Source organism: Micromonospora acroterricola, from assembly GCF_003172955.1.
GTDB lineage: Bacteria > Actinomycetota > Actinomycetes > Mycobacteriales > Micromonosporaceae > Micromonospora > Micromonospora acroterricola.
Genome location: NZ_QGKR01000173.1, coordinates 1 through 24,275, shown reverse-complemented (window position 1 = coordinate 24,275; position 24,275 = coordinate 1). Strand labels below are relative to the sequence as shown.

The following is a 24,275-nucleotide window of genomic DNA, read 5'->3' as shown; positions in this document are numbered from 1 at the left end:
GGTTAGGGGATGGTGAGGGTGAACTCGGCGGTGTGGACCGCGCCGGCCACCTGGAAGTCGAGGTAGAGGCGGTAGCGGCCGGGGCCGGGGGCGGTCAGCCAGAACGTGACCTGGCCGTTCACCAGTTCCGGTTCCGGGTGCACGTGCAGGTAGCCGAGGTCACCCTCGCGCAGGGCCACCAGGTGCCCGTACGCCCCGAGGTAGCGCTCCAGCGCAGCGGCGCCGCCGGCGGCGTCGATCCGGAAGGTCAACGGCACTGTCGCCCCGGCCTGCGGGCTGCCCTGGTAGCCGATGGTGAACCCGTCCACCGTCGTCGAGGTGGCCGGCGCGGGAAGCGGCCGGGGCTGGTAGCCGCCGGGTGCGACCAGGTCCGCGCCGAGGGTCACCGCGGTCTGGCTGCCGTCGTCGGCGACCACGGTGAAGTCGGCGTACGCCCGCCAGACGCCCGGCTGCGCGAGGGTCAGCGGCACCGACCACGTGCCGTCCGGCGCCATGGTCGGGTGCAGGTGCTGGTACCCGGTGAGGTCCCGGCGCACCACGATGAGGTGCATCGGCTTGTCGTGCACGACGGCGAAGCGGGTGGCGGGCCGGCGCCGTGCGTCCCGCACCTGGAACCGGAGCTCCCCCGGGCGGCCGGCCGCCAGCTCGGTGGTCAACGGGGCAAGGGTGTAGCCGGCCGCGCTGACCGACAGGCCGCCGGGTTCGGTGCCCCCACCCTGGTCGGTGCCCGTGGCGGAGCCGTGGTCGTGTGGCGCGCTGCCCGGCGGGTGGGTGTGCTCGGCGGCCAGCGTGGAACCGCCGGCGGTGGTGCCACCGGCGTTCATCCGGCCGAGACCGAAGCCGAGCAGCACCGCGAGCACCAGCCCGCCGACCACCAACGCCAGTCGGAGGGTGCTCCGGTCCGGCGCGGCGGAGACCTGCTCAGGCACCGCCGGCGTCCAGCGCGTAACCGGCCTCGTCGACGGCCGCTCGCACCGACTCCTCGGGCAGCGGCGCGGCGCTGGTCACCGTCGCCGTGGCGGTGGCCAGATCGACCTGGACCTGGTGCACGCCGGGCAACGCGGACAGCTCGTCGGTGACCGCCCGCACGCAGTGCTCGCAGGTCATCCCGGAGATGGCGTACGCGCGGGTGACGGGCTGCTGATCGGTCATGACGCCCACGGTACCGTCGCCCCGGGCCGGTCCCGGCAGGCGCCACTACGGCGTGGCGACGGTCGCAATCCGCCCTCCCCGGGAACTTTTCCGCCACCAGCCCGACCCGGCCGGTCAACCGGCGCGAGCGGAACGACCGCCCGACCCGTCGGCGGGAGCGGAGAACGCGCGGGCCAGCTCACCCGGCCACGGCGAGGGCGAGCGGGAGCACGTCCGGCGCGCCGGCCCGGCGCAGTGCACGGGTCACCATGGTCATCGTCCAGCCCGAGTCGACCAGGTCGTCGACGAGCAGCACCGGGCCGGTCAGCCCGGCGAGCGCGTCGGCCAGCTCGGCCGGCACGGTGAACGCCTCGTGCAGCGCGCGTACCCGCTGGGCGCTGTTGCCGCGCGGTCCGCCGGGGCCGCCCGGACCGCTCGGCGCGACCTCGCCGAGCAGCGGCAGCCGACCCACGGCGGCGATCCGCTCGGCCAGTGAGCCGACCAGCCGGGGCCGCCGGCGGGAACCGACCGCGACCACCGCCACCGGGCGGCCGGGCCACGGGTCGTCGCCGTGCGCCCACGCCTTCAGCACCTCCACGACCGCGCCGGCCACGTCGTCGGGCACCGGCGCGTCGGGCGCCTCCGGGCCGACCAGGTCACGCAGCCGGCCACCCCAGCCCAGGTCGGAGAGGCGGCCGACGGCACGCCCCGGCAGCGCCTGCTCGGTCGGGGGAATCCGGCCCTTGAGGGGTACGCCCACGGCGTCCAGCCCGGTCGGCCAGAGCTTCTTCGGCGCGATCTCCACGCCGGGCCGGCCCAGGAACGTCTGCGCGGGGGCGAGCGCGGCCGTGGACACGTCCGAGGAGAAGAGGGGCTCCGCGCACCGGTCGCACCGGCCGCAGTCGGCCGCCCCGGTGTCGTCCAGGCACTCCCGCAGATACCGCATCCGGCAGCCGGACGTCGTCGCGTACTCCCGCATGGCCTGCTGCTCGACGGTGCGCGCCTCGGCGACGCGGCGCAACCGGGCCTCGTCGTAGACCCAGGGCTCGCCGGTGGCGAGCCAGCCACCGCGCACTCGGCGGACAGCGCCGTCCACGTCGAGCACCTTGAGCATCAGCTCCAACCGGGCCCGGCGGAGGTCGACCAGCGGTTCGAGGGCCTGGGTGGAGAGCGGGCGGTCGGTGTGCAGGGCGGCCAGCACGGCCCGGACCTGGTGCTCGGGCGGGAACGCCAGCGAGGCGAAGTAGCGCCAGATGGCGGCGTCCTCGGCGCCCGGCAGCAGCAGCACCTCGGCATGCTCGACGGCGCGGCCGGCGCGGCCGACCTGCTGGTAGTACGCGATCGGCGACGGCGGCGCGCCGAGGTGGACCACGAAGCCCAGGTCGGGCTTGTCGAAGCCCATGCCGAGCGCGCTGGTCGCCACCAACGCCTTGATCTTGTTGTCCAGCAGGTCCTGCTCGGCGGCCCGCCGGTCGGCGTCCTCGACCTGCCCCGTGTACGAGGCCACCGGGTAGCCCCGGGAGCGCAGGAACTCGGCGGTCTCCCCCGCCGCGGCGACAGTCAACGTGTAGACGATGCCGGAGCCGGGGAGCTGGTCCAGGTGGTCGGCGAGCCAGGCCAGGCGGTGCGCCGGGCTGGGCAGGTCGAGCACGCCGAGGCGCAGCGACTCGCGGTCCAGGGTGCCCCGCAGCACCAGCGCGTCGCTGCCGTCGCCCGTGCTGAGCTGCTCGGCGACGTCGGTGGTGACCCGGGCGTTGGCGGTGGCGGTGGTGGCGAGCACCGGGGTGCGCTCGGGCAGGTTGCCGAGGAAGGTGCGCAGCCGCCGGTAGTCCGGCCGGAAGTCGTGCCCCCAGTCGGAGACGCAGTGCGCCTCGTCGACCACGAGCAGCCCGGTGGTGGCGGCCAGCTTCGGCAGCACGCCGTCCCGGAAGTCCGGGTTGTTCAGCCGTTCCGGGCTGATCAGCAGCACGTCCACCGCGCCGGCCTGAATCTCGGCGGTGATCTGGTCCCACTCGTCCAGGTTGGCCGAGTTGATCGTGCGGGCCCGGATGCCGGCCCGGGCAGCGGCCTCGACCTGGTTGCGCATCAGCGCCAGCAGCGGCGACACGATGACCGTCGGCCCGGCGGGCTCGCTTGCGGTGATGGTGTCGCGCAGCAGCGCGGTGGCCACGAAGTAGACGGCCGACTTGCCCCAGCCTGTGCGCTGAACGCAGAGCACCCGCCGCCGGTCGACGACCAGCGCCTCGATCGCCCGCCACTGGTCCTCGCGCAGCCGGGCGTGCTCACCGGCCAGCCGGCGCAGCACCGCCTCGGCCCGCTCCCGTACCGCCGCCCGTTCCTGGCTCATCCGACATTTCTACCAGCGCCCTGCGTCGTTCCCGCTGTTGATCAAGAGGCTGTCGTCATCCGGCGGCCGGATTCGGACCGAAACCTCTTGATCAACAGCGGGTCGGAAGGGGTTAGCGGCGGGTGCGCAGAGTGCGGCGCAGGTGGGCCAGGCGGGGGGCGAGGCTCGTCAGGCCGCCGGGGAAGAAGTACACGGCGAGGATGAAGACCGTGCCGAGGACGAACAGCGGCTGGCTCAGCGGGTGACTGAGAACAGCCGGCAGCGAGTCGACCGCGTCGGACGTGCCGAAGGCGGTGAGCCGGTGGTCCAGGTACATGTAGAGGACACCGCCGAGCACCGGCCCCCACCGGGTGCCCGGCCCGCCCAGCACCACCATGACCAGCAGCGACAGGGTCAGCTCGGAGGAGGTGATGTGCGGTGACGCCCCACCGACGATCAGGCAGTAGACCACCCCACCGGCCGACGCCAACCCGCCGGCCAGGGTGAACGCCACCAGCTTGTAGCGGTACGGGTCGAGCCCGAGCACCCCGATCCGCCGCTCGTCGTCACGCAGCCCCGCGAGCACCCGGCCGGTCGGCGACCCGCTCACCCGGTGCACCACGAAGACCACGAGGGCCAGGTACGCCAGCGCCAGCCAGTACAGGTTGACCGTGTTGGTCACCCCGACCAGAGCGGCGGGCAGCCCGGACACGTCCAACGGCAGGCCCTCCTCGCCGCCGGTGAGCCCGCCGAAGTCCCGCGCCACGAGGATCGCCCCGACCTGGGCGAAGGCCAACGTGACCATGGCGAACGCGATGCCCACGGTCCGCAGCGCGACCGCGCCGAGCAGCGCGGCGAGGATCGTGCCGCCGACGACGGTCAGCAGCGCCGCCTGCCAGAGTGGCAGGCCGGCCCGGGTCACCAGGATGTCGGTGCCGTACACGCCGGCCGCGAAGTAGAGCGCGTGCCCGAAGGACAGCATCCCGGTGCGGCCGAAGAGCAGGTCGTACCCGGCGGCCAGCCCGCCGAAGATCAGGCAGATGGCGAGCAGTTGCAGGGTGCCGGGCGAGTTGACCGGCCCCTCGAAGATTCCCGGCAGGGAGATCGTCGAGTACGGCAGGATCGCCAACACGACCAGCGCGACCAGCGGCAGGAACGGGCGTACCCGGTGCCACCGCCCCCGCTGCGGGGTCAACTCGGCGGGTACCCGCGCCGGGGGCGCGTCGACCACGGAGTTCGTCATGCCGTTGCCACCTTTCCGGCGATGCCCTGCGGGCGCAGCAGCAGCACCACGGCCAGCAGCCCGACCACGCAGATGTCGCCCAGCCCGGACGTGCCGTAGTAGTTGACGAACTGCTGCACCAGCCCGACCACGACCGCCGCGTACGCGGAGCCGACCACCGAGCCCATCCCGCCGATCACCACCACGATGAACGCGAAGATCAGCAGCGAGCTGCCCTGCCCGGGCGAGACGGTGCCGAAGTAGACCCCGCCGAGCGCACCGGCGAGCGCGGCGGCCGCCCCGCCGATCGCGAAGACGAGGGTGAACGCCTTGCGCACGTCGATGCCCAGCGCCGTCACCATCTCCCGGTTCTCCACCCCGGCCCGGATCACCAGGCCGTACCGGGTCCAGCGCAGGAAGGCCAGCAGCGCGCCGAGCACCAGCACCGCGGCGATGATCAGCAGCAGGCCGCCGTTGGGCACCTGCGCCCCGAGGATCCCGGTGACCTGCCGGGTCCAGTCGGGCCGCGGAAACGGCCGGGCGTCCGCGCCCCAGGTGGCCTGGAGCAACGCCACACCGGCCAGCGACAGGCCGACGGTGACCAGCACCTGCTCGATGGTGCGGGAGTAGAGCGGGCGGATCAGCACCAGCTCGACCAGCACCGCCACCAGCGTGCCGGCGGCCACCCCGAAGACGACCGCGAGCACGAAGCCGAACCCGTCACCACCGGCGCCCGGCAGGTTGCCCGCCGCCCACCAGGTGGCGTACGCGCCGACGCCGAGGAACAGCCCGTGCGCGAAGTTGAGCACGTCGGCCAGGCCGAAGACCAGGGACAGCCCGGAGGCGACCAGGAAGTACAGCGCCGCCAGGCCGAGCCCGGTCAGCGTCAACAGGATCACGGTGCCCATCAGTGCTGGTCCTTCCTCGCGACCGCGGGGATCGCAGGCGCACTCCCCGCGCTCGGCACGGCCACCTCCGCCGACCCGACGCCGAGCAGGGACCTGGTCAGGCCGGTCTCCAGCAGCAACTCGCGGGCGTCGCCGGTCCAGGCGACCTTCCCGGCGGCCAGCACCACCGCGTCGCGGGCCAGCCGCCGCACCACCGCCAGGTTCTGCTCGACGAGCAGCACCGGCACCGACTCCGCCACCCGTTCCAGCACCTCGGCCACCTCGGTCACCACCTTCGGCGCCAACCCCTTGGTCGGCTCGTCGATCAGCAGCAGCCGGTTGTCGTTCAGCAGCACCCGGCCGATCGCGAGCATCTGCTGCTGCCCGCCGGAGAGCGAGCCGGCCCGTTGCCGTCCGCGCCGGTCCAGCTCCGGGAAGAGCGCGAAGACCTTGTCGTACGCCGGGGTGACGCCACGCCGCTCGGCCAACCGCAGGTTCTCCGCGACGGTGAGGCCGGCGAACACGCAGCGGTCCTCCGGCACGTAGCCGAGCCCCCCACGGACCAGCCGGTGGGTGGGGCGGGCCAGCAGGCTCTGCGCCCCCATCCGGATCGTGCCGCGCACCTCCCCGGCGGGCGGGGTGAGACCGACGATCGCGCGCAGCGTGGTGGTCTTGCCGACGCCGTTGCGGCCGAGCAGCACGGTCACGCCGGTGGGCGCGACCGTGAAGGACACGCCCTGGAGGATGTGCAGCCCGGAGATCCGTACCGACAGCTCCTCCACGTTGAGGATCGGCTCGGTCACTGAGTTGTCTCCGTTCGGGACTGCGGGGCTCGCAAACCCGGCTCACTCCTCGCGCTCACAGCGATTCCCCCAGGTAGGCCTCTTGCACCGTGGGATTGGCCATCACCGTCTCCGGGGTGTCGCAGGCCAACAGCGCGCCGTGGTGCATGACGGCGATCCGGTCGGCCAGTTCCAGGATGACGTCCATGTGATGCTCGACCATGAGCACCGCCCGGTCGCTGTCCCCGGTCAACGACTTGATCACCGACACCAGCTCGGGCACGTCCTCGGCGCTGACCCCGGCCATCGGTTCGTCCAGCAGCATCACCCGCGGTTCCCCGGCGAGCAGCAGGGCGATCTCCAGCTTGCGCTTCTCGCCGTGTGCCAGGGTGCCGGCGAGCGCCGTACCCCGGTGGGCGAGGCCGACCCGGTCGAGCGCCGCGTCGGCGGCGGCGGCCACCTCCCGGTCGGCCGCCGCCCGCCGCCACAGCTTCATCGAGCCCCCGCGGTGCGCCTGCACGGCGAGCCGGACGTTCTCCCGCACGCTGAGCGAGCCGAAGACCGAGGACGCCTGGAAGGTACGGCCCAGACCGAGGCGGGCCCGCCGGTGCGGCGGGAGCGCCCCGATGTCCTGCCCGTCCAGGGTGATCCGGCCCTCCGTGGCCCGGCGCAGGCCGGTGATCAGGTTGAACAGTGAGGTCTTGCCGGCGCCGTTCGGCCCGATCACGCCCAGGAACTCCCCGGGCGGCAGGTCGATGTAGACGCTGTCGACGATGGCGACCTCACCGATCCGCCAGGTCAGACCGCGGGTGGCGAGCATGGGTCAGCCCTTCATGGCCACGGCCGGTGGCGCGGTCTCGTCACCGGTGAGGCTCTTCTGCGCGGTGGCCGTGAAGGCGGTGCCGCTGCCGGTCAGCTTGGCCTGGAACATCGGCTGGAGCAGCGCGTGGTCCGCGGCCCGGATGGTCATCTTGCCCTTGACCCCGTCGAAGCTCCAGCCCTCCAGGGCGGTGACCATCTTGTCGACGTCGTCCCCGCCCTCCTGGACCGCGCGCACCACCATCTGGGCGGCGGCGAAGCCGTCCGGGTGGAACAGGTCGAGCGTGCCGCCCGGGATCTTCGCCTTGGCGGCCTTGGCGGCCTCGGTGTCGCTGGCGCCGTCGAAGTAGTGCGACAGGAACGAGATCTTCGCACCGGCGGCGCCGAAGGTCGGCCAGGAGGCGCGGATGTCCAGGCCGGTGACGACCGTGGTGGAGGAGAGGACGCCCTGCTGGTCCAGGCTCTGCCACATGGCCGGGGCGGTGGTGCCGGCCCAGGCGACGAAGAGCAGGTCCGGCTTGGCCGCCTTGATCTGGCTGGCGAACGGCGTGAACTCGGTGGCGCTGGCCGGGGCCCGCACGCTGCTCACGGTGGCGCCCGCGCCGCCGATGACCGTCTTGACGGCCGCCTCGTTGGCGTCGCCGAACGCGCCGTCCTGGGCGAAGACCACGACCTTCTTGCCCGTCGGGTCGCCGATGAACGACTTGGCGGTCACCACATCCTGGTACGACTGCCGGCCGGAGCGGAAGGTGTACTTGTTCGCCCCGGTCACCGCGTCGGTCGCGGCCGGTCCGGAAATGAACAGGACCTTGTTCTGCGCCGCGATCGGCGCGACCTGGAGCGCCACGCCGGAGGCGGTGGAGCCGGCAATGATCTTCGTGCCCTTGCCGATAAGGTCCTTCGCCGCGGAGACCGCCTTGGCCGGGTCACCCGCGTCGTCGACCTCGGTCAGCTCGATCTTCCGGTCACCCACCTTGCCGGTGCCCTGGGTGGCGAAGTCGAGCCCCGCCTTGAACCCCTCGATGTACTGCTTTCCGTAGCTGGCCAGGGCACCCGACTGGGAGTACACCAGGCCGACCTTGACCGGCGCGGCGCTGTCGCCGCCGCCGGTGGCGGTGTCCTGCGGGCTGCCACAGGCCGTGGCGGCCAACGCCGCGGCCATCATCGTGGCGGCGGAGAGGAACACCCGCCGCGTCGTCCGGACCGTCATTGCGACTCCACATGAGGACTCGGAGGGAGAGAACTTCTTCGTGTCGGCTCACGCTAGAAGTGACGTCACCCACGAGCTATGTGGCGGAAACACACAAGTAACAGGAATGAGGTGGCCGGGGGTTACAACCGGCCGCGTGACTGCGGGAGAGCCCGCGCTCCCGATGGCCCGAACCCCCACGGACCAGCCGAGGTCTGTGTCGCCTCGCCCCATCTGCCCCGGTCGGTCAACCACAGGGACCGTCGTGGGCCGCCGCCCGCGGGCAGCGCCGACGACCGTCGAGCAGGCTGTCGCAGAAGACCCTATGACGTACGCACTGAGCATCCTCCTCGGACACCGTCGTCTCGGCCCGGTCCACGTCGGCGAGGAAACCCAGCGCGCGGGTGATCGCTCGCGCGAACCGCAGCGCGCCCGGCAGGTCTGCCGCAACCACCGGCAGATGCACCACGAACCGATCCCTGGTCATGCGCGCGACCATCGCCCTTCTCAACCTGTTGGCCTGGAGGGCGGTCCGGTGTGCGGGTAGGGGACGCACACCGGACCGCCCGGCCCCACGCCCGCAGCCTCGTCGGCGGTACGAACGCGGAGCCCACCTCACGCCCGCAACCCCGAGGGTTTGCCGAACCAACCGGAGCCGGACATCAGCAACCTACCCCAAATACTTGTGTAGGTCGACCCTGCGAAGCAGCGACACCACGGCCTGTTGCAGTAACTGGTGTAGGCCGGCATGATCGAAGACGCCGAACCGACCGGAGTCCTCACCATGCCCACAGCAGAAGCCCCATATCGTCGCATCGCCAACGAGATTGCCGCGAAGATCAAGAGCGGTGAGCTGAAGCCGGGCGACAAGCTGCCCTCCACCCGGGAACTCGCCGAGACCTATGCCGTGCACATGAACACAGCCTCGCGGGCGCTCTCGCTACTTCACGACCGCGAGCTGATTACCGGCCAGCCCGGCCGCGGCACCTACGTGGCCGAGCATCCACGGGATTGACTCGTCCGACTGTCAGATCGAGGACACGGCCTGCCCCTGAACCACCACTCGTCGGCCGTTACGGCTGGTGAACGGCATGACGAACTCCGGGACGCAGTTCTGCGCGAACACCAGGACGAAAATCGGCCGCACTCTTCGCTACCTTCACATCACTATTGGTGATGCGAAGGAGATCCGGTGTCGGCGAACGACGACTTCTTCCGATCCCGCAAGGCTGCCGCCGTGCTCAAGCACGGCATCCTGAAGCGCTACCCGGTCGTCTTCGCTTCCAAGACCGGTCAGGGCAAACCAGTCGTCTTCCTCGATGGCTACGCCGGACGAGGCGAGTACGAGGACGAAGGGGAGGAAGGATCGCCGCTGCTTCTGTCCCGGTGTGCCGACACGGTCAGGAGCTTTCGGAGCGTCTTGCTCTTCTTCGTGGAGAAAAATCCTTCCCACTTCGCGAACCTGCAGCGGGTTCTGGAGCAGCGCGGAGGCTCAACGAGGCGCATTCTCCGGCAGGGCGACGTGGCAGATCATCTGCCAGAGGTCCTCTCGGTTGCTCGTCAGGCTTCACTCTTTGCCTTCCTCGATCCGTTTGGCCTTGCGCTTGACTTCGGTCTCGTGCGCTCAGGGCTGCTCGGTCGACCCCCTTCGCCGCCGACGGAGGTTCTACTTCACTTCAGCATCTCTGCTATCGCGAGGATGGGACGAGCGGTTCAAGTTGCGCACTCCCGGGGTGACCGGCTGCCTCCTGCTGAGCAGAAGACGGCCGACCACCTCACGAGATTTCTCGGCGATGACTGGTGGCAGGACCACTTTGCCCAGGTCAACGGTGATGGCGATGAGGAGACCGCGACCGAGGTAGCTCTCAAAGTGGGCGCAGAGTACGAGAAACGGTTGACCACGGGAACGAGCTATAGCGCGATCACTATGCCGGTCCGACCGCGCCCGGAGCTCTCGCCGAAGTATGTCCTGATGCTGTTCACGAGACACACGGAGGGCGCTTGGCACTTCGCCGACGCCGTGGGGCAAGCTGGCGTGGACTTAGAGGAAGCCCGCTACAAGAGCCAGATGAGCCAGGACACCCTGTTTGGGTCGCTTCCCTTCGATCGGCCGGCACATGTGAACAGCGCCCTACCGCGGGTGGCGCAAGTTGTTGAGCGGAACATCGTCCGGCTGCTTGCGGAATCGAACCCGGTCCAGTTGGCGGAGCGGGTGCCCGAGGTCTATCGGGGAGTCCTTGGCCAGGCGTGGACGCGTCATGCGCGGTACGCGGTCAAGTCGTTGCACCGTCAGGGTCTGATCGACCACAGCGGCGTCGGGGACTTCTGGAAGGATCCCATCCGGCAACTCTGAGAGGTGGGACCGCGACGAAGGCCGACCGGCTGCAATTAGGCGGCAGCGGGCAGGCGAGGCGTCGGCATCTCATCCCAGGTGCGACCATCGAGTAGGCGCCCACCGGCCTTGGGTGTGCGGCCACCCCACTGCTTGAAGAAGAAGGCAGTCCCTGCCCGATCGCATTGGTCGCGCAGGTCCGCGACCCAGGAGCCATCCATCGGGCGACAGCCCTGACCCGACTCGCCCCCCGCGATTAACCAGTCCATCCCAGCGAGGTCGAGCTGCGGCAACGGGCCGAGCAGCGGCTCGGCCGAGATGAAGCGAACGGCCGCCGGCACCTGCCGAAGGAAGTCGATCCGAGATCTCTGGCTGTCGTCTTCGACGCTCACCCCCATCCAGACATTTGCCGGCCAGTCCACATCATGAGCAACCTTGGCGAGCCGAGATGCGCGCTTCGTCAGCACTTGGAAGGTGTGACGCGGCGTCTCACGCATAACGTCGAAGACCTGCTGCACGTACGTGAGAGGAACCCTCGCGTGGAACAGGTCAGACATCGAGTTGACGAAGACTGTTCGGGGATCACGCCAGCGTCGCGGGATATCGAGGGCGTCAGGGTGGATCGCAACCCCGAATCCCGGCCCAGAGGTGCGGGGGTCGCCATCGGTCTGATACTTGGCCGAGCCCATGGCCTTCAGGCGCTTCGCGAGAGTCATCGCATAGCAGTTGTCGCACCCCGACGAGATGCGGTCACAACCTGTAGTGGGATTCCAGGTTGCTTCCGTCCACTCGATGGCGCTTTTATCCGCCATGCGGCGCTCCTTCCACTCGACGCGACAATACTGTCGAACAACCGTACGCATGGGAAGGGTTGCGCGGCGTGTCGGCCCGTCAGGTTCTGCGCTTACGAGGCAGCCAACCGTGCGTCGCGGAGGCACGCAGCCGCTGGGCCCACCTCACCCTCCCAAGATCGCGCCCGATCATTGATGTAGTGGCCTTGGCGGCCTTGTGACACCACCACTTCCTCTATCGAGCGCGATCGTGCCTTCGCCGCGGCCATGCGCGTCGACGCGACGCGACGCGAAACGCCGCTGGCCCGCAGTCCGGATGACGGAGGGCGGGCCAGCGGGTGGGCCGGGCGTGATCGGCCCGGCGGTCGGCCCGGAGCGGATCAGCTCCGGGCCGAGGTCGGCTCGGCGGGGCAGGTTCCCCGCCGAGGCGCGGAAGCGGTCAGTTCCCGCCGAGACCGGCGCGGGCGGCGACGGCGGTGTCCGGGTGGTCGGTGAAGACGCCGTCCAGGCCCAGGCCGAGGAAGAGTTCGTACTCCGCGGTGATGTCGCCGCGCGCGTTCGGGTCGGTGCCGATCCGGAAGTCCACCGGCAGGAACTGGTTCTCGGCGCGGAACGTCCAGGAGTGCACGAGCAGCCGCTCCCGGTGGGCGTCGCGCACCACGCTGGTGGGGGCGAGCAGCGCGCCGGCGGCGTCCCGCGGCACGATCAGGTTCTTGTTCGCGCCGATGCCGTCGGCGTACGCGGCGATCCACTTCAACCCGGCCGGCTTGGCCAGGTCCTGGTAGCTGCGGGTGTCACCGGCGACGGTGAAGTCGTACGGGCGGCCGGTGGCGTCGAGCAGCTGGGCCAGCTTGACGTCGATCATCCGGTTGAGCTTGCGCAGGTTGGCCGTCTCGAACGACTGGATGAAGACCGGCGAGTTCCTACGGTCCAGCTTGTTGTGCCGGAGCGTCCGGACCAGCGGCTCCTCCAGGGGCAGGCCGATGGAGGCGAAGTAGCTCGGGTGCTTGGTCTCCGGGTAGATGCCGATGGTGCGGCCCCGTGCCCGCCCCTCGGCCCGCGCCAGGTCGATGACCTCCTGGAGGGTGGGCACCTCGAAGCGGCCGTCGAACGCCGTGTTCGCCACCCGGACCTGCGGCAGCCGCTCCTTGGCCCGCAGCGTCCTCAGCTCAGCGAGGGTGAAGTCCTCGGTGAACCAGCCGGTCACCGCGACGCCGTCGATGGTCTTCGTCGCCTTGCGGGCCGCGTACTCCGGGTGCGCCGACACGTCGGTGGTACCCGAGATCTCGTTCTCGTGCCGGGCGACCAGCACCCCGTCGGAGGTGGACACCAGGTCCGGCTCGACGTAGTCGGCACCCATCCGGATCGCCAGCCGGTACGCCTCCAGGGTGTGCTCCGGCCGGTAGCCGCTGGCGCCGCGGTGACCGATCACGATCGGGCGGTCGTTGGCCCGGGAGCGGTCCGCCTGGGCCGCCGGGCCGGCGGCGGCCATGGTCGGTACGGCCACGGCGGCGGCGAGCAGTACGCCCGCCACGCCGAGGGTCGAGAGGGTACGTCGCAACGCCGTCTCCTGTCGTCGAGGGAACGGCTCCAGCAGACCGTCCCGGATTGACCGGGAGTTGGTCGATGCCTGGCCGGCAGATGAATCTCCGGAATGCGCGTTCGCGCTCCAGATCCCAGGCGGAAAAGGAAGATTGTCTGGTGCGCCGGTTTTTCCGCAACCCTGTGCGGCTGGTGCCGTTCGGGTTCCTGGTGCCGATCCTGCTCGGCACCGGTCTGCTGATGGCGCGCTGGGCGACCGTCGACCACCAGCGCCCGCCCCTGGTCACCGCACTCTTCACCGCCACCTCGGCCGTGTCGGTCACCGGTATGGCGGTCACCGACACCCCCAACTACTGGTCCGGGTGGGGCCTCGTGGTGATCACCCTGCTCACCCAGCTCGGCGGCCTCGGCATCCTCACCGTCGCGGCGCTGGTCATCCTGGTGGTCTCCCGGCAGCTCGGGCTGCGCAACCGGCTGCTGGTGCAGGCCGAGACGGCGGAGTTCGGCATCGGCGACGTGGGTCGGCTGCTGCGGCGGATCGCGGTGACGGTCTTCGCCTGCGAGGCGGTGATGACCGCGCTGGTCGCCGGCCGGCTCTGGTTGACCTACGACTACCCGCCGGGGCGGGCCCTCTGGTCGGGCGTCTTCCACGCCATCCAGGCGTTCAACAATGGTGGCTTCGCGCTCTACTCCGAGGGCTTGCTGGCGTTCGACCGGGACCCGTGGGTGTCGCTGCCGCTGGCGTTCGGCGCGATCGTCGGTGGGCTCGGGTTTCCCGCCCTGTTCGAGGCGGTCCGGGAGTGGCGCGAGCCGGCGGGCTGGGCCGTGGCCACCAAGCTCACCATCTGGGGCAGTGTCGCGCTGCTGCTGTTCGGCTTCGCCGGCCTGCTCGCCGCCGAGTGGACCAACGTCAGCACCATCGGTACGTACGACGTCGGCGGCAAGGTGCTCGCGTCGTTCACCCAGATCGCGCTGAGCCGCACCGGCGGCTTCAGCGTCCTGGACGTCACCGCGCTCCAGGAGGAGAGCTACCCGCTGCTGATCGTGCTGATGTTCATCGGCGGCGGCAGCGCCAGCACGGCCGGCGGGATCAAGGTCTCCACGTTCTTCCTGCTGGCGTTCACCATCTGGGCGGAGCTGCGCGGCGAGCCCGACGTGACGGTCGGGCACCGCCGGGTGGCGACCGCCAGCCAGCGGCAGGCCATCACCGTGGCCCTGCTCAGCGTCGCGCTGGTCGCGGCCGGAACGATGGCCCTGCTGCTGCTCACCGAGGGCGTCCGTTTCGTCGCGGCCCTGTTCGAGGTCACGTCCGCGTTCAGCACCACCGGCCTGTCCGTCGGGCTGGCCGGCACGCTGCCGGCCAGCGGCCAACTGATCCTGACCGTGCTGATGTTCATCGGCCGGGTCGGTCCGCTCACCCTCGGGTCGGCGATCGCCCTGAATACCCGGCGTCGGCTCTACCGCTATCCCCAGGAACAACCCATTGTCGGCTAGTCGCGAGGAGGGGTGAGGTGTCGGCTGGACGAGCGGACAGCGGTGGCATCGTGGTGATCGGGCTGGGTCGGTTCGGTTGCCACCTGGCCGGGTCGCTGACCCGGATGGGCCGCGAGGTGCTGGCCATCGACCGCGACCCGGAGAAGGTGCAGCGCTGGTCGGCCCAACTCGACCGGGTGGTCCAGGCCGACTCGACCGAGGAGGGGGCGCTGCGGCAGCTCGACGTCACCAGCTTCGGCCGGGTGGTGGTGGCCATCGGCGCGTCGCTGGAGGCGAGCGTGCTCACCGTGCTGGCGCTGACCGAGCTGGGCATGCCGCAGATCTGGGCCCGGGCGACCTCCCAGAAGCACGCCAGGATCCTCTCGTCGGTGGGCGCGCATCACGTGATCTTCCCCGAGGCGGAGACGGGCGAGAGGGTGGCACATCTGATCGTCAGCCGGGTGCTCGACTTCGTCGAGTTCGACGACGACTTCGCGATCGCCAGCGTCCGCGTGCCGGAGTCCCTGGTCGGGCGTACCCTGCTCGACCTGCGCCCGGACGATCGCTACGGGGTGCGGGTGATCGGCGCCAAGGTGCCGGGCGAACCCTTCCGGTACGCCTCGGACAGCACCCGCCTCGCCAAGGGTGGGGTGCTCGTTGTGGAGGGCGGGATCGACCAGGTGCAACGGTTCGCGGGGCTCAGCTGAGCCGCCTCACTTCTTCCCGCCGCCGTGCCCCTTCCCCTCCCCTCTACCTACTTTCCCGCTTTTCCCTGACCACCCGACCCCTTGCCCTTGCCGGGCTTCTCCGGCTTGGTCGCCTTCGTCGTCGACGCGCTGCCCGTGCCGGACCCACCCGCGCCGCTGCGGACCGTCGCCGCCTTGGGCGGCGCCTTCGTCGTCGCCGCCTTGCTCGGCGGCGGGACGGTGGACGCCGGGGCGGTGGACGGCGTGCTGCCGGCCACCCCGGAGACCCGTACCCCGCAGGTCGAGTCGCCGAGCCGGAACTCCACCGGAAGCGGGTTCGCCCCGCTGTACGTCCCGGTCAGGGTGAGTTTCTCCGCCGCGCCGGGCGCCAGGGTGGTGCGCTGGGCCGCCGGCCGGATCAGCACCGTGCGCCCCTGCTGGTGCACCGGGGCCGGATCCGCCTTCGTCACCGTCTGCTGGCCGGGAAAGGTGAAGCTCATCGCCCAGTCGCGCAGCTCGCGGTCGCCGGTGTTGGTCAGGGTCACCTCGGCGGCGAAGTTCTTGCCGGTGTCCGTGCGCAGCGCGTACGCCACCTCGCACGGCGCCGCATTCGGCAGGCCCATCCGGGCCTCGGTCGTCGGCTGGCCCTCGCCGCTGGCCGGGCTGCGCGAGGTGAAACCCCACATCACCGCCGTCACTGCCAGCAGGCCGGCGGCAGCCGCCCCGGCCTCCACCCGCCGGCGCCGGGCCGCCGCCCGCCGAATCCGGTTGCGGGTACGCGACAGCGGCAGCGCGTCGGTCTCCGCCGACCAGGGCAGGATCGTGGTCCCCGCACTGGCCAGCACGGCCGGGTCGATCGGCCCGCCGGCAGGGGAGACCGGCACCGCCGCCAGCATTCCGGCCGCGTCGGCGAGGGTCCGGGCCAGTTCGGCGGTGGCCGGCCGGTCCACGGGCTGCTTCGCCAGGCAGCGCCGCACCAGGTCGCTCACCCCGTCGGGCAACCCCGGCACCTCGGGCATCGGCTCGGGATCGTTGTACATGTGCGCACGCAACATCTGGGTGGTCGTGCTGGCCTGCCAGGGCAGCCGGCCGGTGAGCATCCGGTAGAGGAGCAGGCCGACCGCGTACACGTCGGTGGCCGGGGAGACCTGGCCGTTGTCCAACCGCTCCGGGGCGAGGTACGCGGGCGTGCCCAGCAGCGCGCCGTCCGGCCCCTTCTCGCTCTCCCCCACCAGCGCGGAGATGCCGAAGTCGACCACCTTGACCCCGGTCGAGGTCAGCATCACGTTGCCGGGGGTGACGTCGCGGTGCACCACACCCCGGGCGTGCGCGGTGGCCAGCGCCGAGCTGACCTCCGCGCCGATGGTCACCGCCTCCCGCCACGGCAGTCGCCCATCCCGGCCCAGGCGGTTGGCCAGTGAACCGCCGTCGACCAGCTCCATCACCACGTACGGCACGGTGAGGCCGACCTGCCGGGACTCGCCGTAGTCGTACACGTTGGTGATGTTCGGGTGGCAGAGCCGCGCGGCGGCCTGCGCCTCGATGCGGATCCGGTGCCGGAAGGCCCGGTCGCTGGCCAGCCGTGACGCGAGCACCTTCACCGCGACCTGGCGGCCGAGCACCTCGTCGTAGCCCCGCCAGACCACCGACATGCCGCCCGCGCCGAGCTGCTCGACGAGCCGGTACCGCTCATCGAGGAGTTGCGCACCGTTCCGGTCCCCACCACCCATGGTGGCCGTTGTTGCCCACGCTGGACCGGGCTACACCTGAAGTATCGGAATCGGTCAGGGATGTCACCCGTTCAGGCGGTGGCCAGCAGTTGGTCCACCGGGGCGTAGTCGTCGGTCAGCACCAGTGCCTCGCCGACGAAATCCGTCAGCTCGGCACCGGAGAGCACGCTGACCGTGCGGTCGACCTCGTCCAGCCGGGCGCGGACAGCGGTCAGCGGCAGCGGCGAGTCCGACGCGACGATGAGGAAGTTGGAGCCCCGCTCCTCGGCGAGCGCCTCCGGCGGGGCGATCAGCGCGACGTGCGCGAACTCGGCGGCCACCGTGGCCAGCTCGGCGCGGATGAACCGCAGGGGCGGGTAGTCGATGACGTTCTGGACGTACACCCCGCCGGGACGGGTCACCCGCCGGACCTCGGCGGCCATCTCCCGGGTGGCCAGGTGCCAGGGCACCACCAGGTGCCCGAAAGCGTCGCCGACCACCAGGTCGCGACTGTCCGTCGACTCCCCGGCGACCAGCATGCGCGCGTCACCCACCACCGCCCGCAGCGCCGGCCCCGGGCGTACGCCCAGCTCCCGCTCGCCCAGCTCGACAAGCCCGCCGTCGATCTCGAACACCACGTTGTCCGTGCCCGGCCGGGTGGCGGTCAGGTAGGTCGGCACGGTGAACCCGCCGCCGCCCAGGTGCAGCGCGTCCAACCGCTGCCCGGCCGGCGCGGCCACGTCGGCGACCGCGCCGATCCACTTGGTGTACGCGTACTCCAGGTGCTTCGGGTCGGCCAGGTCCACGTACGAGTGCTGGGCCGAGTTGAGCAGCAGCGTCCGACCGCTGGGCCGGTTCGGGTCCGACGTCACCCGGGCGCAGTGGTACGCGGTCTCGATGTCGCACGGGTTCGGCGCCACGGTGGTCAGCCCCGCCCCGACCAGGCCGAGCACCGCCAGCGCGGCCCGCGTCCGGGCGGGACCGGGCAGCTCGGTGCGCGCCTGCCGACGCAGGTACCACCCGAGGCCGATGCCGGCCAGCCCGAGCGCCACCGCCAGCGCGAGCAGGATCACCGTGCTGGGCAGCGCGGCGACCAGCACGAAGCCGGTGAGCAGGGTCGCGGTGATGCCGCCCAGGGTGCCGATCCCGGAGAGCCGGCCGACCACCTGGCCGGTCCGGCGCAGGTCCGCGAGCTGGAGCTTCACCACCAGCGGGGTGACCGCGGCCAACAGCGCCGCGGGCACGAACACGGCCAGCGCCACCAGCAGCAGGATCGCGCTGGCGGCGCCGCCGCGCAGCACCTCACCGGCGTACCGCACCACGGGCAGGGTGACCGCGGTGGCGATGCCGGCCAGCACCAGTGCCGGCGCCAGCAGGCCCCGCGGGTCACGCCGGTCGGCCAGCCAACCACCGGACCAGGCGCCGTACGCGATCGCGGCCAGCGCGATGCCGATCACCGAGCTGGTCACCTGGAGGGTCACCCCGACGTACGGGCCGACAAGGCGCAGCGCGACCGTCTCCAGCACCAGCACGGCGCCGCTGGAGAAGAAGACCAGGAAGGCGGCCAGGCCGTTGGGCAGCGCCCGGCCGGTGACCGGCACGGACGGGGCCGAGGAAGCCGGCGGGGCCGCTACGTCGGACGGTGGCGTGTTCATCGTCGCGATGGTACGCAGCGAAGCTGGCCCTTCGGGTCAGTACATCGAGAGATGAACATGGTTCGTGTGGCTCGCGGCCGGACTACCGCTGCCGCTGTACGCGCGCCACCCGGTGCCGGGATGCCAGATCTGCCTGTACCAGATCACGTAGAGCACGCCCAGCCGGTCGGCGCTGCGCACGTGCCAGGCGGCCAGGCTGTCGCCGTACGCCTTGTCGCCGCCGGTCGCGTTGCGATCCTCGAAGCCGTCGGTGGCGGCCGCGAAGTCGCAGGCCCGCCCCTTCGGGTGTTCGCCGCCGCCACCCTCGCGTTTGCAGGAGACGTGCCGCTTGTAGCCGGCCGCCTGGGTCTGCTTGAGCGCGTTGAGGGTGCGCGGGGTGATGCAGCCGGACGTGGTCGGGTCCTTCACCGAGCAGGACTCCGACGGCCAGGACCCGTCCGAGTTGCGTGGCGCCGGCTTCGCCGACGCGGAGCTGCCGCCACTGAAACCGTTGCTGCTGCCCGAGCTGACCTCGGCGAGCGCCGCCTCGGCCTCCTTCTTCTTCTTCGCCATCACGGCGAGCTGCTTCTGCTGCTCGCGGACCTCCCCGTCGATGGCGAGCTTGGCCTGCTGCGCCTGCTGCCGGGCGTCGGTGAGGGTGCGTAGCCGCTTGCCGTCCCGCTGGGCCATCAGGTCGAGGTCGGCCGCGCGTTGCAGGAACGCCTGCGGGTCGGCGCTGTTGAGCAGCATCGACATCGGGGTGAGCCGACCGGCGCGGTACGACTGCGCGGCCACCTCGCCAACCTGGGCGGTGAGCTCGACCAACCGGCCCTCGACGCTCTTCAGCTCGCCGGTGAGCGCCGTCTGCCGGCGCTTGGAGTTGTCCAGTTTGTTCTTCGCCTCGATGTGGCCCTTGGCGGTCAGCTCCAGCGCGTCCTGCAGCTTCTTGCTGCCGCCCTCACCGGGCTCCGCGTACGCGGGCACCGCGCCACCGCCGAGCACCAGCGCGACGGCGGCGAGCAGAGCGAGCAGTGCGCGGCGAGCGCGCCGCTGGCCGAGCCTGGTCCTGGGCACCACAGCGTCCTTCCGTCGACCGCCGGCCCCCGTCGAGCCACTGGGCGGCGGCGTCCCCCGCCGGCGCCGGTCGGCGGCCTGCTGGCGGGAGACCGCCGGTCACGATACCGGAACGTGGGCCGGTGACCAGCCCCGTGAGGGCCCGGGCGCTCGGGTGTCGACACAGCGTGCCGGCGCCGTCGCCCAGCGCGCGGGTCAGGAGCCGAGCAGGGCGTCGTGCACCTCGGCCCAGACCTGCTCGTTGGCCGCGACGAGCAGGCCGCGACTCTCGTCGACGGGGTGGTAGTCGACGCCGTCGAACCGGCGGGCGACGCCACCGGCGGCGCGCACCAGCAGGGCGCCCGCGGCGTGGTCCCACGGCAGGGTGCGCCAGAAGAGGGTGAACTGCTGCTCGCCGGTGAGGATGTCCAGGTACTCCCGGCCGGCGCAGTGCTGGCCGGGCAGCAGCTCACCGAGCCGCCGGCCGCCGGCGCGCACCCGGTCCCGGGCCTCCGGCGGCAGGAACCGGGTCATCGCGGCCCCACGCAGCTCGCCCAGCGACGGCGCGGAACCGTTCCCGCCCACCGGTCGACCGTTGAGCAGGGTGCCGTCGTCGGCCCAACCGGCGGCGAGGGTGTCGGCGAGCGGGTCGAGGATCCAGCCTGCGGTGGGCCGCCCGTCGGTCAGCAGCGCCACCATCAGCGCGAACGGCCGCCGGCCGGCGGCGAAGTTGGCGGTGCCGTCGACCGGGTCGACCAGCCAGACGTCCCCGCCGTCACGCAGGTGCCGCAGGAGCCCCGGATCGTCGGCGACGCCCTCCTCACCGACCACCAGCGAGCCCGGCCGCAGGCGGCGCAGCCCGGCGGAGATCAGCTCCTCGGCCCGGCGGTCCGCGACGGTGACCACCTCGCCGGGCGCCTTCTCCGACACGTCGGCCTCGTCGAGCTTCCGGAACAGCGGCAGCACGACCTGGTCGGCGGCCTCCCGGAGCAGGCCACCGACGTCGTCGAGCAGGGTGTCAGCCACGCGGCGGCAGCTTGACCACGCTGACGAAGAACTCGTCGATCTGGCGGACCACCGAGATGAAGCGCTCGAAGTCCACCGGCTTGGTCACGTAGGCGTTGGCGTGCAGTTGGTAGCTGCGCAGGATGTCCTCGTCGGCCTGCGAGGTGGTGAGCACCACGACCGGGATCCGGCGCAGGTCCTCGTCCTTCTTGATCTCCTCCAGCACCTCCCGGCCGTCCCGGCGGGGCAGGTTGAGGTCGAGCAGGATCAGGTCGGGCGCCACCGCGTCGACGTACTGGCCCTCGCGCCGCAGGTAGGCGAGCGCCTCGGCGCCGTCGGACACGACGGTCAGCCGGTTGCGCAGCTTGTGCTCCTCGAACGCCTCCTGCGTCATCAACACGTCACCCGGGTCGTCCTCCACGAGCAGGACCTCGATCGGGCTCTTGCCGTCCGCCGGCGCGGTCATCCCACCGTCTCCCTCATGTCACCCGTTCTACCGCTTTCCGGGGAGTCATCGGCCCGGTCCCGCCGGTCCGCCCCCGCGGACTGCTCCGGCGGCGTCGCCGACGCCCCGTCCGGAGACGTGCCGTCGCCCGTCTCGTCGCCCACCGCGGGCGTTTGCGGCTCCTCCGGGGACTCGACGGCAGCCGCGGCGGCCGCCTCGACGTCCTCGGGCAGCGCTGGCAGGGTGAACCGGATGGTGGTGCCCTCCGACACGTCCGTGTCCACCCAGACGCGGCCACCGTGGTATTCCACGATCTTCTTGGCGATGGCCAGGCCGATGCCGGTGCCCGGGTAAGCGTCCTTCGAGTGCAGCCGCTGGAAGATCACGAAGATCTTGTCGGCGAACTCCGGCTCGATCCCGATGCCGTTGTCCTCGCAGCTGATCTCCCACTCGGCGCCGACCAGCCGCGCCGAGACGTGCACCCTCGACGGCACGTCCGGACGGCGGAACTTGATCGAGTTGCTGACCAGGTTGGCCAGCAGGTTGGTGAGCAGTGGCTCCTCGCCCCGGATCACCGGCAGCTCGGTCCAGGTCAGCTCGGCGTCGGCGTACTGCCGGGCGGCCTCGGTCTGACCGGCCACGTCGCCCATCACCTTGTTGAGGTCGACCTCGGTGAAGCCGGTGGTCAGCCGGCCGATCCGGGAGAACGCCAGCAGGTCGTTGATCAGTCGCTGCATCCGCTGCGCCCCGTCCACCGCGAAGGCGATGTACTGGTCGGCCCGCTCGTCGAGCTGGCCGGCGTAGCGGCGCTGCAACAGCTGGCAGAAGCTGGCCACCTTGCGCAGCGGCTCCTGGAGGTCGTGCGAGGCCACGTACGCGAACTGCTCCAGGTCGCGGTTGGAGCGGGTCAGCTCCTCGGCCTGCTTCTGGAGCTGGCTGTTGACCCACTCGATGCGCTCACGGGCCTCCCGCACCTCGGCCAGGTCGGCGGCGATCTTCTGGCGCATCGCGTCGACGTCCGCGCCGAGCTGGACGAACTCCGGTGGACCGGTGGTCGCGATGCCGTGCTGGTAGTCGCCCTCGGCGACCTCGCGGACCTGGTCTGCCAGGCCGATCAGCGGCCGGATCACCATCCGGTCCAGCGAGAGCAGCAGCACAGCGCCGGCGACGACCACGACCAGCGCGGCGACGATCAGCAGCACGACCAGCACGTTGCTGCTGCTGCGCACATCGTCCGCGGACTGCTCCCGGGCCGTCATGATCTCCCGCTGGAGGTCGTCGATCACCGACCGGACCTCGTTGAACTGCTGCCGGGCCTGCTCGGTGACCAATGCCTGGCCCGCGCTGGTGCCGCTCTGCTCGGTGGTGGTGATCACCGGTACGGCCACCGCCTGCCGCCACTGCTCGGTGCGCTCCTCGACCACCAGCAGCTCCTGGTGGATCTGCGGGTAGTCGTCCAGCAGCGCCCGCATGGCGACGACGAGCTTCTTCTCCTGGTCGAGCCCCGACTGGTACGGGTCCAGGTCGTCCGGATCGCCGCTGACCGCGTAGCCGCGGACCGCCGTCTCCTGGTCGAGCACCGCGTTGAGCAGTTCCTGCGCCTGCACCCGCAGCGGGCCGGTCTTGTTCAGGATCGCGTCGATCTGGGTGCGGTTGCGGGCCGCCATGGCCGCCTCGGCGCCGGCCAGGCCGATCAGCAGCACGCCCACGACGGTGAGCAGGGTGATGACCCGGCGGCGCAGACTCCAGCCGCCGGCCACCGCCCTCACCGGCCACCGCCCCGGCTGACCAGCAGCATGGCCACGTCGTCGGCGAGCGGGCCACCGTTGATCTGCTCGGCCCGGCCGACCAGCCAGGCCGGCAGGTCGGGCAGCGACACGTCGCGGTTGGCCGGCTCGTCGAGCAGCCCGCTGAGGCCCGGCACGTCGAGGCGCTCGTTGCCCGCGCCCACCCGTCCCTCGATCAGGCCGTCGGTGTACATCAGCAGGGACCAGTCATCGGTGTCGAACTCCAGGTCGTAGGCGATCGACCGGCGGGGTCGTACGCCGAGCAGCAGGCCACCGGGCGCGGGCACCGGGGCCACCCGGCCGCCCGCGAGCAGCAGCGGCGGCGGGTGCCCGGCGAGCCGGACGGTGGCCCGGTTGGCGTCCAGGTCCAGTCGGGTGGTGGCGACGGTCGCGAAGATCTCCTGGAGACGGCGCTCGCTCATGAGCACCTGCTCCAGCGCGGGCAGCACCTCGTCGTCAGGCACCCCGGCCAGCACCAGTGCCCGCCAGGCCACCCGCAGCTCCACGCCGAGCGCGGCCTCGTCCACGCCGTGACCGCAGACGTCCCCGACGATCAGGTCGAGGCGGTCCGGGCGGGTCTGCACCACGTCGAAGAAGTCCCCGCCGATCAGCGCGGCGTGCCGGCCCGGCCGGTAGAAGGTGTGCACCGCCACCTGGTCGGTCGACATCAGCGGCTGGGGCAGCAGGCCGCGTTCGAGTCGAGCCGACTCGGCCTGACGCAGCTCGACCTCGCGCAGCCGACGGGCGTTCACGTCGGCGCGCTTGCGCTCCACCGCGTAGCGCAGGGCCCGGGTCAGCAGCACCCCGTCCACCTGCCCCTTGACCAGGTAGTCCTGCGCGCCCTCGGCGACCGCCACGATGCCCAGGTGCTCGTCCGAGCGGCCGGTCAGCACACAGACCGCGGCACCGCTGGACATCTCCAGCACCTGGCGCAGCCCGTCGAGCCCCTGCGCGTCCGGCAGGCCGAGGTCGAGCAGGACGCAGTCGACGTCGGTCATCCGCTGGCGCGCCTCGCTGAGGCTGGTGGCGACCAGCAGCTCGATCATCGAGTTCGTCTCGGCGAGCAGCTCGCCGACCAGGAAGGCATCGCCTTCGTCGTCCTCCACCAGCAACACCCGCAACCGCTCGCCGGGCGGCAGGTTGGCGTGCCGCGCCAGGCCGCCGTGCGGGTACGGCACGACGGGGGAACCGGCCAGGCCGGCTCCCCGGTGCGGCCGGGTCACCGCCGCGAGACGCGGGAGATCGCTGGTGATGTCGGGCTCCTTCCGAGTGCCCTGCTGATCCTGTATTAGACAACGGTCGCACACAACACGATGGCCGTGGCACGGCCGGGGGATGGGCAGGATCACTGCCCGCCGAAGGACAAACCGGGCAGGGCGGTGACGCTCCGCCCGGTCGGCCGTCCCGCCCCGGGCCGTCGGGAGGCAGGATGATGCCACCCCAGGCCCGACCACCCCCCGAG

At 71.6% G+C, this 24,275-nt stretch carries 22 protein-coding genes; 4 read left to right on the top strand and 18 right to left on the bottom strand.

The window, feature by feature from the left end; all coding sequences use genetic code 11:
• Positions 1-2: 2 nt before the first annotated feature.
• From DKT68_RS11300 to DKT68_RS11260, 9 genes are all read right to left on the bottom strand, one after another.
• Positions 3-929 (bottom strand): hypothetical protein, encoded by a 927-nt coding sequence (locus DKT68_RS11300; RefSeq protein ID WP_109817367.1) that lies wholly within the window; start codon positions 927-929, stop codon positions 3-5.
• Positions 922-1,152 (bottom strand): heavy-metal-associated domain-containing protein, encoded by a 231-nt coding sequence (locus DKT68_RS11295; RefSeq protein WP_109817366.1) that lies wholly within the window; start codon positions 1,150-1,152, stop codon positions 922-924. The genes DKT68_RS11300 and DKT68_RS11295 overlap by 8 nt, the downstream gene beginning before the upstream one ends.
• 178 nt (positions 1,153-1,330) lie before the next feature.
• The gene (locus DKT68_RS11290; protein ID WP_109817365.1) at positions 1,331-3,478 is read right to left on the bottom strand and encodes a RecQ family ATP-dependent DNA helicase; all 2,148 of its coding nucleotides are present in this window, start codon (positions 3,476-3,478) and stop codon (positions 1,331-1,333) included.
• Positions 3,479-3,590: 112 nt separating this feature from the next.
• Positions 3,591-4,700 (bottom strand): branched-chain amino acid ABC transporter permease, encoded by a 1,110-nt coding sequence (locus DKT68_RS11285; RefSeq protein ID WP_109817364.1) that lies wholly within the window; start codon positions 4,698-4,700, stop codon positions 3,591-3,593.
• A complete protein-coding gene (locus DKT68_RS11280; protein WP_109817363.1) occupies positions 4,697-5,587 on the bottom strand; it encodes a branched-chain amino acid ABC transporter permease in 891 nt (296 codons plus the stop codon). Before DKT68_RS11280 ends, DKT68_RS11285 begins: the two co-directional genes overlap by 4 nt.
• Positions 5,587-6,369 (bottom strand): ABC transporter ATP-binding protein, encoded by a 783-nt coding sequence (locus DKT68_RS11275; RefSeq protein ID WP_109817362.1) that lies wholly within the window; start codon positions 6,367-6,369, stop codon positions 5,587-5,589. The genes DKT68_RS11280 and DKT68_RS11275 overlap by 1 nt, the downstream gene beginning before the upstream one ends.
• Before the next feature lie 55 nt (positions 6,370-6,424).
• Entirely contained in the window at positions 6,425-7,168 is a 744-nt protein-coding gene (locus DKT68_RS11270) for an ABC transporter ATP-binding protein (RefSeq protein WP_109817361.1), read from the bottom strand.
• 3 nt (positions 7,169-7,171) lie between these two features.
• Entirely contained in the window at positions 7,172-8,377 is a 1,206-nt protein-coding gene (locus DKT68_RS11265; protein ID WP_109817360.1) for a substrate-binding domain-containing protein, read from the bottom strand.
• A 226-nt stretch (positions 8,378-8,603) separates the two neighbouring features.
• On the bottom strand, positions 8,604-8,843 hold the full coding sequence (locus tag DKT68_RS11260; protein WP_109817372.1) for a hypothetical protein: 240 nt from the start codon (positions 8,841-8,843) through the stop codon (positions 8,604-8,606).
• A gap of 261 nt (positions 8,844-9,104) precedes the next feature.
• Here DKT68_RS11260 and DKT68_RS11255 point away from each other — a divergent pair, with 261 nt between their 5' ends.
• Together DKT68_RS11255 and tcmP are read left to right on the top strand one after the other, a co-directional pair.
• Positions 9,105-9,371 carry a GntR family transcriptional regulator gene (locus tag DKT68_RS11255; protein WP_236646840.1) on the top strand — a complete coding sequence of 89 codons (267 nt, stop codon included), beginning with the start codon at positions 9,105-9,107 and terminating at the stop codon, positions 9,369-9,371.
• A gap of 177 nt (positions 9,372-9,548) precedes the next feature.
• On the top strand, positions 9,549-10,709 hold the full coding sequence (tcmP, locus tag DKT68_RS11250; protein WP_109817359.1) for a three-Cys-motif partner protein TcmP: 1,161 nt from the start codon (positions 9,549-9,551) through the stop codon (positions 10,707-10,709).
• A gap of 35 nt (positions 10,710-10,744) precedes the next feature.
• Here the strand turns inward: tcmP and DKT68_RS11245 are convergent, their stop codons facing one another.
• Together DKT68_RS11245 and DKT68_RS11240 are read right to left on the bottom strand one after the other, a co-directional pair.
• Positions 10,745-11,500 (bottom strand): DUF5131 family protein, encoded by a 756-nt coding sequence (locus DKT68_RS11245; protein WP_109817358.1) that lies wholly within the window; start codon positions 11,498-11,500, stop codon positions 10,745-10,747.
• Positions 11,501-11,918: 418 nt separating this feature from the next.
• A complete protein-coding gene (locus tag DKT68_RS11240) occupies positions 11,919-13,040 on the bottom strand; it encodes a glycerophosphodiester phosphodiesterase (RefSeq protein ID WP_109817357.1) in 1,122 nt (373 codons plus the stop codon).
• A 140-nt stretch (positions 13,041-13,180) separates the two neighbouring features.
• Between DKT68_RS11240 and DKT68_RS11235 the strand changes: the two genes are divergently transcribed.
• Positions 13,181-14,515 (top strand): TrkH family potassium uptake protein, encoded by a 1,335-nt coding sequence (locus DKT68_RS11235; protein ID WP_109817356.1) that lies wholly within the window; start codon positions 13,181-13,183, stop codon positions 14,513-14,515.
• A gap of 17 nt (positions 14,516-14,532) precedes the next feature.
• Complete coding sequence (locus DKT68_RS11230; protein ID WP_269089846.1) at positions 14,533-15,201, top strand: potassium channel family protein; 669 nt, start codon at positions 14,533-14,535, stop codon at positions 15,199-15,201.
• A 47-nt stretch (positions 15,202-15,248) separates the two neighbouring features.
• Here DKT68_RS11230 and DKT68_RS11225 read toward each other — a convergent pair whose 3' ends face one another.
• The 7 genes from DKT68_RS11225 to DKT68_RS11195 form a co-directional block, all read right to left on the bottom strand.
• On the bottom strand, positions 15,249-16,910 hold the full coding sequence (locus tag DKT68_RS11225; protein ID WP_109817355.1) for a serine/threonine-protein kinase: 1,662 nt from the start codon (positions 16,908-16,910) through the stop codon (positions 15,249-15,251).
• 71 nt (positions 16,911-16,981) lie between these two features.
• A complete protein-coding gene (locus tag DKT68_RS11220) occupies positions 16,982-18,544 on the bottom strand; it encodes a fused MFS/spermidine synthase (protein WP_236646839.1) in 1,563 nt (520 codons plus the stop codon).
• A 36-nt stretch (positions 18,545-18,580) separates the two neighbouring features.
• The gene (locus tag DKT68_RS11215; RefSeq protein ID WP_109817369.1) at positions 18,581-19,597 is read right to left on the bottom strand and encodes a coiled-coil domain-containing protein; all 1,017 of its coding nucleotides are present in this window, start codon (positions 19,595-19,597) and stop codon (positions 18,581-18,583) included.
• A gap of 195 nt (positions 19,598-19,792) precedes the next feature.
• The gene (locus tag DKT68_RS11210) at positions 19,793-20,602 is read right to left on the bottom strand and encodes an inositol monophosphatase family protein (RefSeq protein ID WP_109817353.1); all 810 of its coding nucleotides are present in this window, start codon (positions 20,600-20,602) and stop codon (positions 19,793-19,795) included.
• On the bottom strand, positions 20,595-21,047 hold the full coding sequence (locus tag DKT68_RS11205; protein ID WP_109817352.1) for a response regulator: 453 nt from the start codon (positions 21,045-21,047) through the stop codon (positions 20,595-20,597). The genes DKT68_RS11210 and DKT68_RS11205 overlap by 8 nt, the downstream gene beginning before the upstream one ends.
• Positions 21,044-22,795 carry a sensor histidine kinase gene (locus DKT68_RS11200; protein ID WP_109817351.1) on the bottom strand — a complete coding sequence of 584 codons (1,752 nt, stop codon included), beginning with the start codon at positions 22,793-22,795 and terminating at the stop codon, positions 21,044-21,046. Before DKT68_RS11200 ends, DKT68_RS11205 begins: the two co-directional genes overlap by 4 nt.
• A complete protein-coding gene (locus DKT68_RS11195) occupies positions 22,792-24,036 on the bottom strand; it encodes a PP2C family protein-serine/threonine phosphatase (protein WP_236646838.1) in 1,245 nt (414 codons plus the stop codon). Before DKT68_RS11195 ends, DKT68_RS11200 begins: the two co-directional genes overlap by 4 nt.
• Positions 24,037-24,275: the final 239 nt, after the last annotated feature.

Coding starts and splice junctions, on each gene's coding strand:
- DKT68_RS11290 (WP_109817365.1), bottom strand. CDS start 3,478: ATGAGCCAGGAACGGGCGGCGGTACGGGAGCGGGCCGAGGCGGTGCTG.
- DKT68_RS11255 (WP_236646840.1), top strand. CDS start 9,105: ATGATCGAAGACGCCGAACCGACCGGAGTCCTCACCATGCCCACAGCA.
- DKT68_RS11280 (WP_109817363.1), bottom strand. CDS start 5,587: ATGGGCACCGTGATCCTGTTGACGCTGACCGGGCTCGGCCTGGCGGCG.
- DKT68_RS11220 (WP_236646839.1), bottom strand. CDS start 18,544: ATGAACACGCCACCGTCCGACGTAGCGGCCCCGCCGGCTTCCTCGGCC.
- DKT68_RS11285 (WP_109817364.1), bottom strand. CDS start 4,700: ATGACGAACTCCGTGGTCGACGCGCCCCCGGCGCGGGTACCCGCCGAG.
- DKT68_RS11225 (WP_109817355.1), bottom strand. CDS start 16,910: ATGGGTGGTGGGGACCGGAACGGTGCGCAACTCCTCGATGAGCGGTAC.
- DKT68_RS11270 (WP_109817361.1), bottom strand. CDS start 7,168: ATGCTCGCCACCCGCGGTCTGACCTGGCGGATCGGTGAGGTCGCCATC.
- DKT68_RS11205 (WP_109817352.1), bottom strand. CDS start 21,047: ATGACCGCGCCGGCGGACGGCAAGAGCCCGATCGAGGTCCTGCTCGTG.
- DKT68_RS11295 (WP_109817366.1), bottom strand. CDS start 1,152: ATGACCGATCAGCAGCCCGTCACCCGCGCGTACGCCATCTCCGGGATG.
- DKT68_RS11245 (WP_109817358.1), bottom strand. CDS start 11,500: ATGGCGGATAAAAGCGCCATCGAGTGGACGGAAGCAACCTGGAATCCC.
- DKT68_RS11265 (WP_109817360.1), bottom strand. CDS start 8,377: ATGACGGTCCGGACGACGCGGCGGGTGTTCCTCTCCGCCGCCACGATG.
- DKT68_RS11260 (WP_109817372.1), bottom strand. CDS start 8,843: ATGACCAGGGATCGGTTCGTGGTGCATCTGCCGGTGGTTGCGGCAGAC.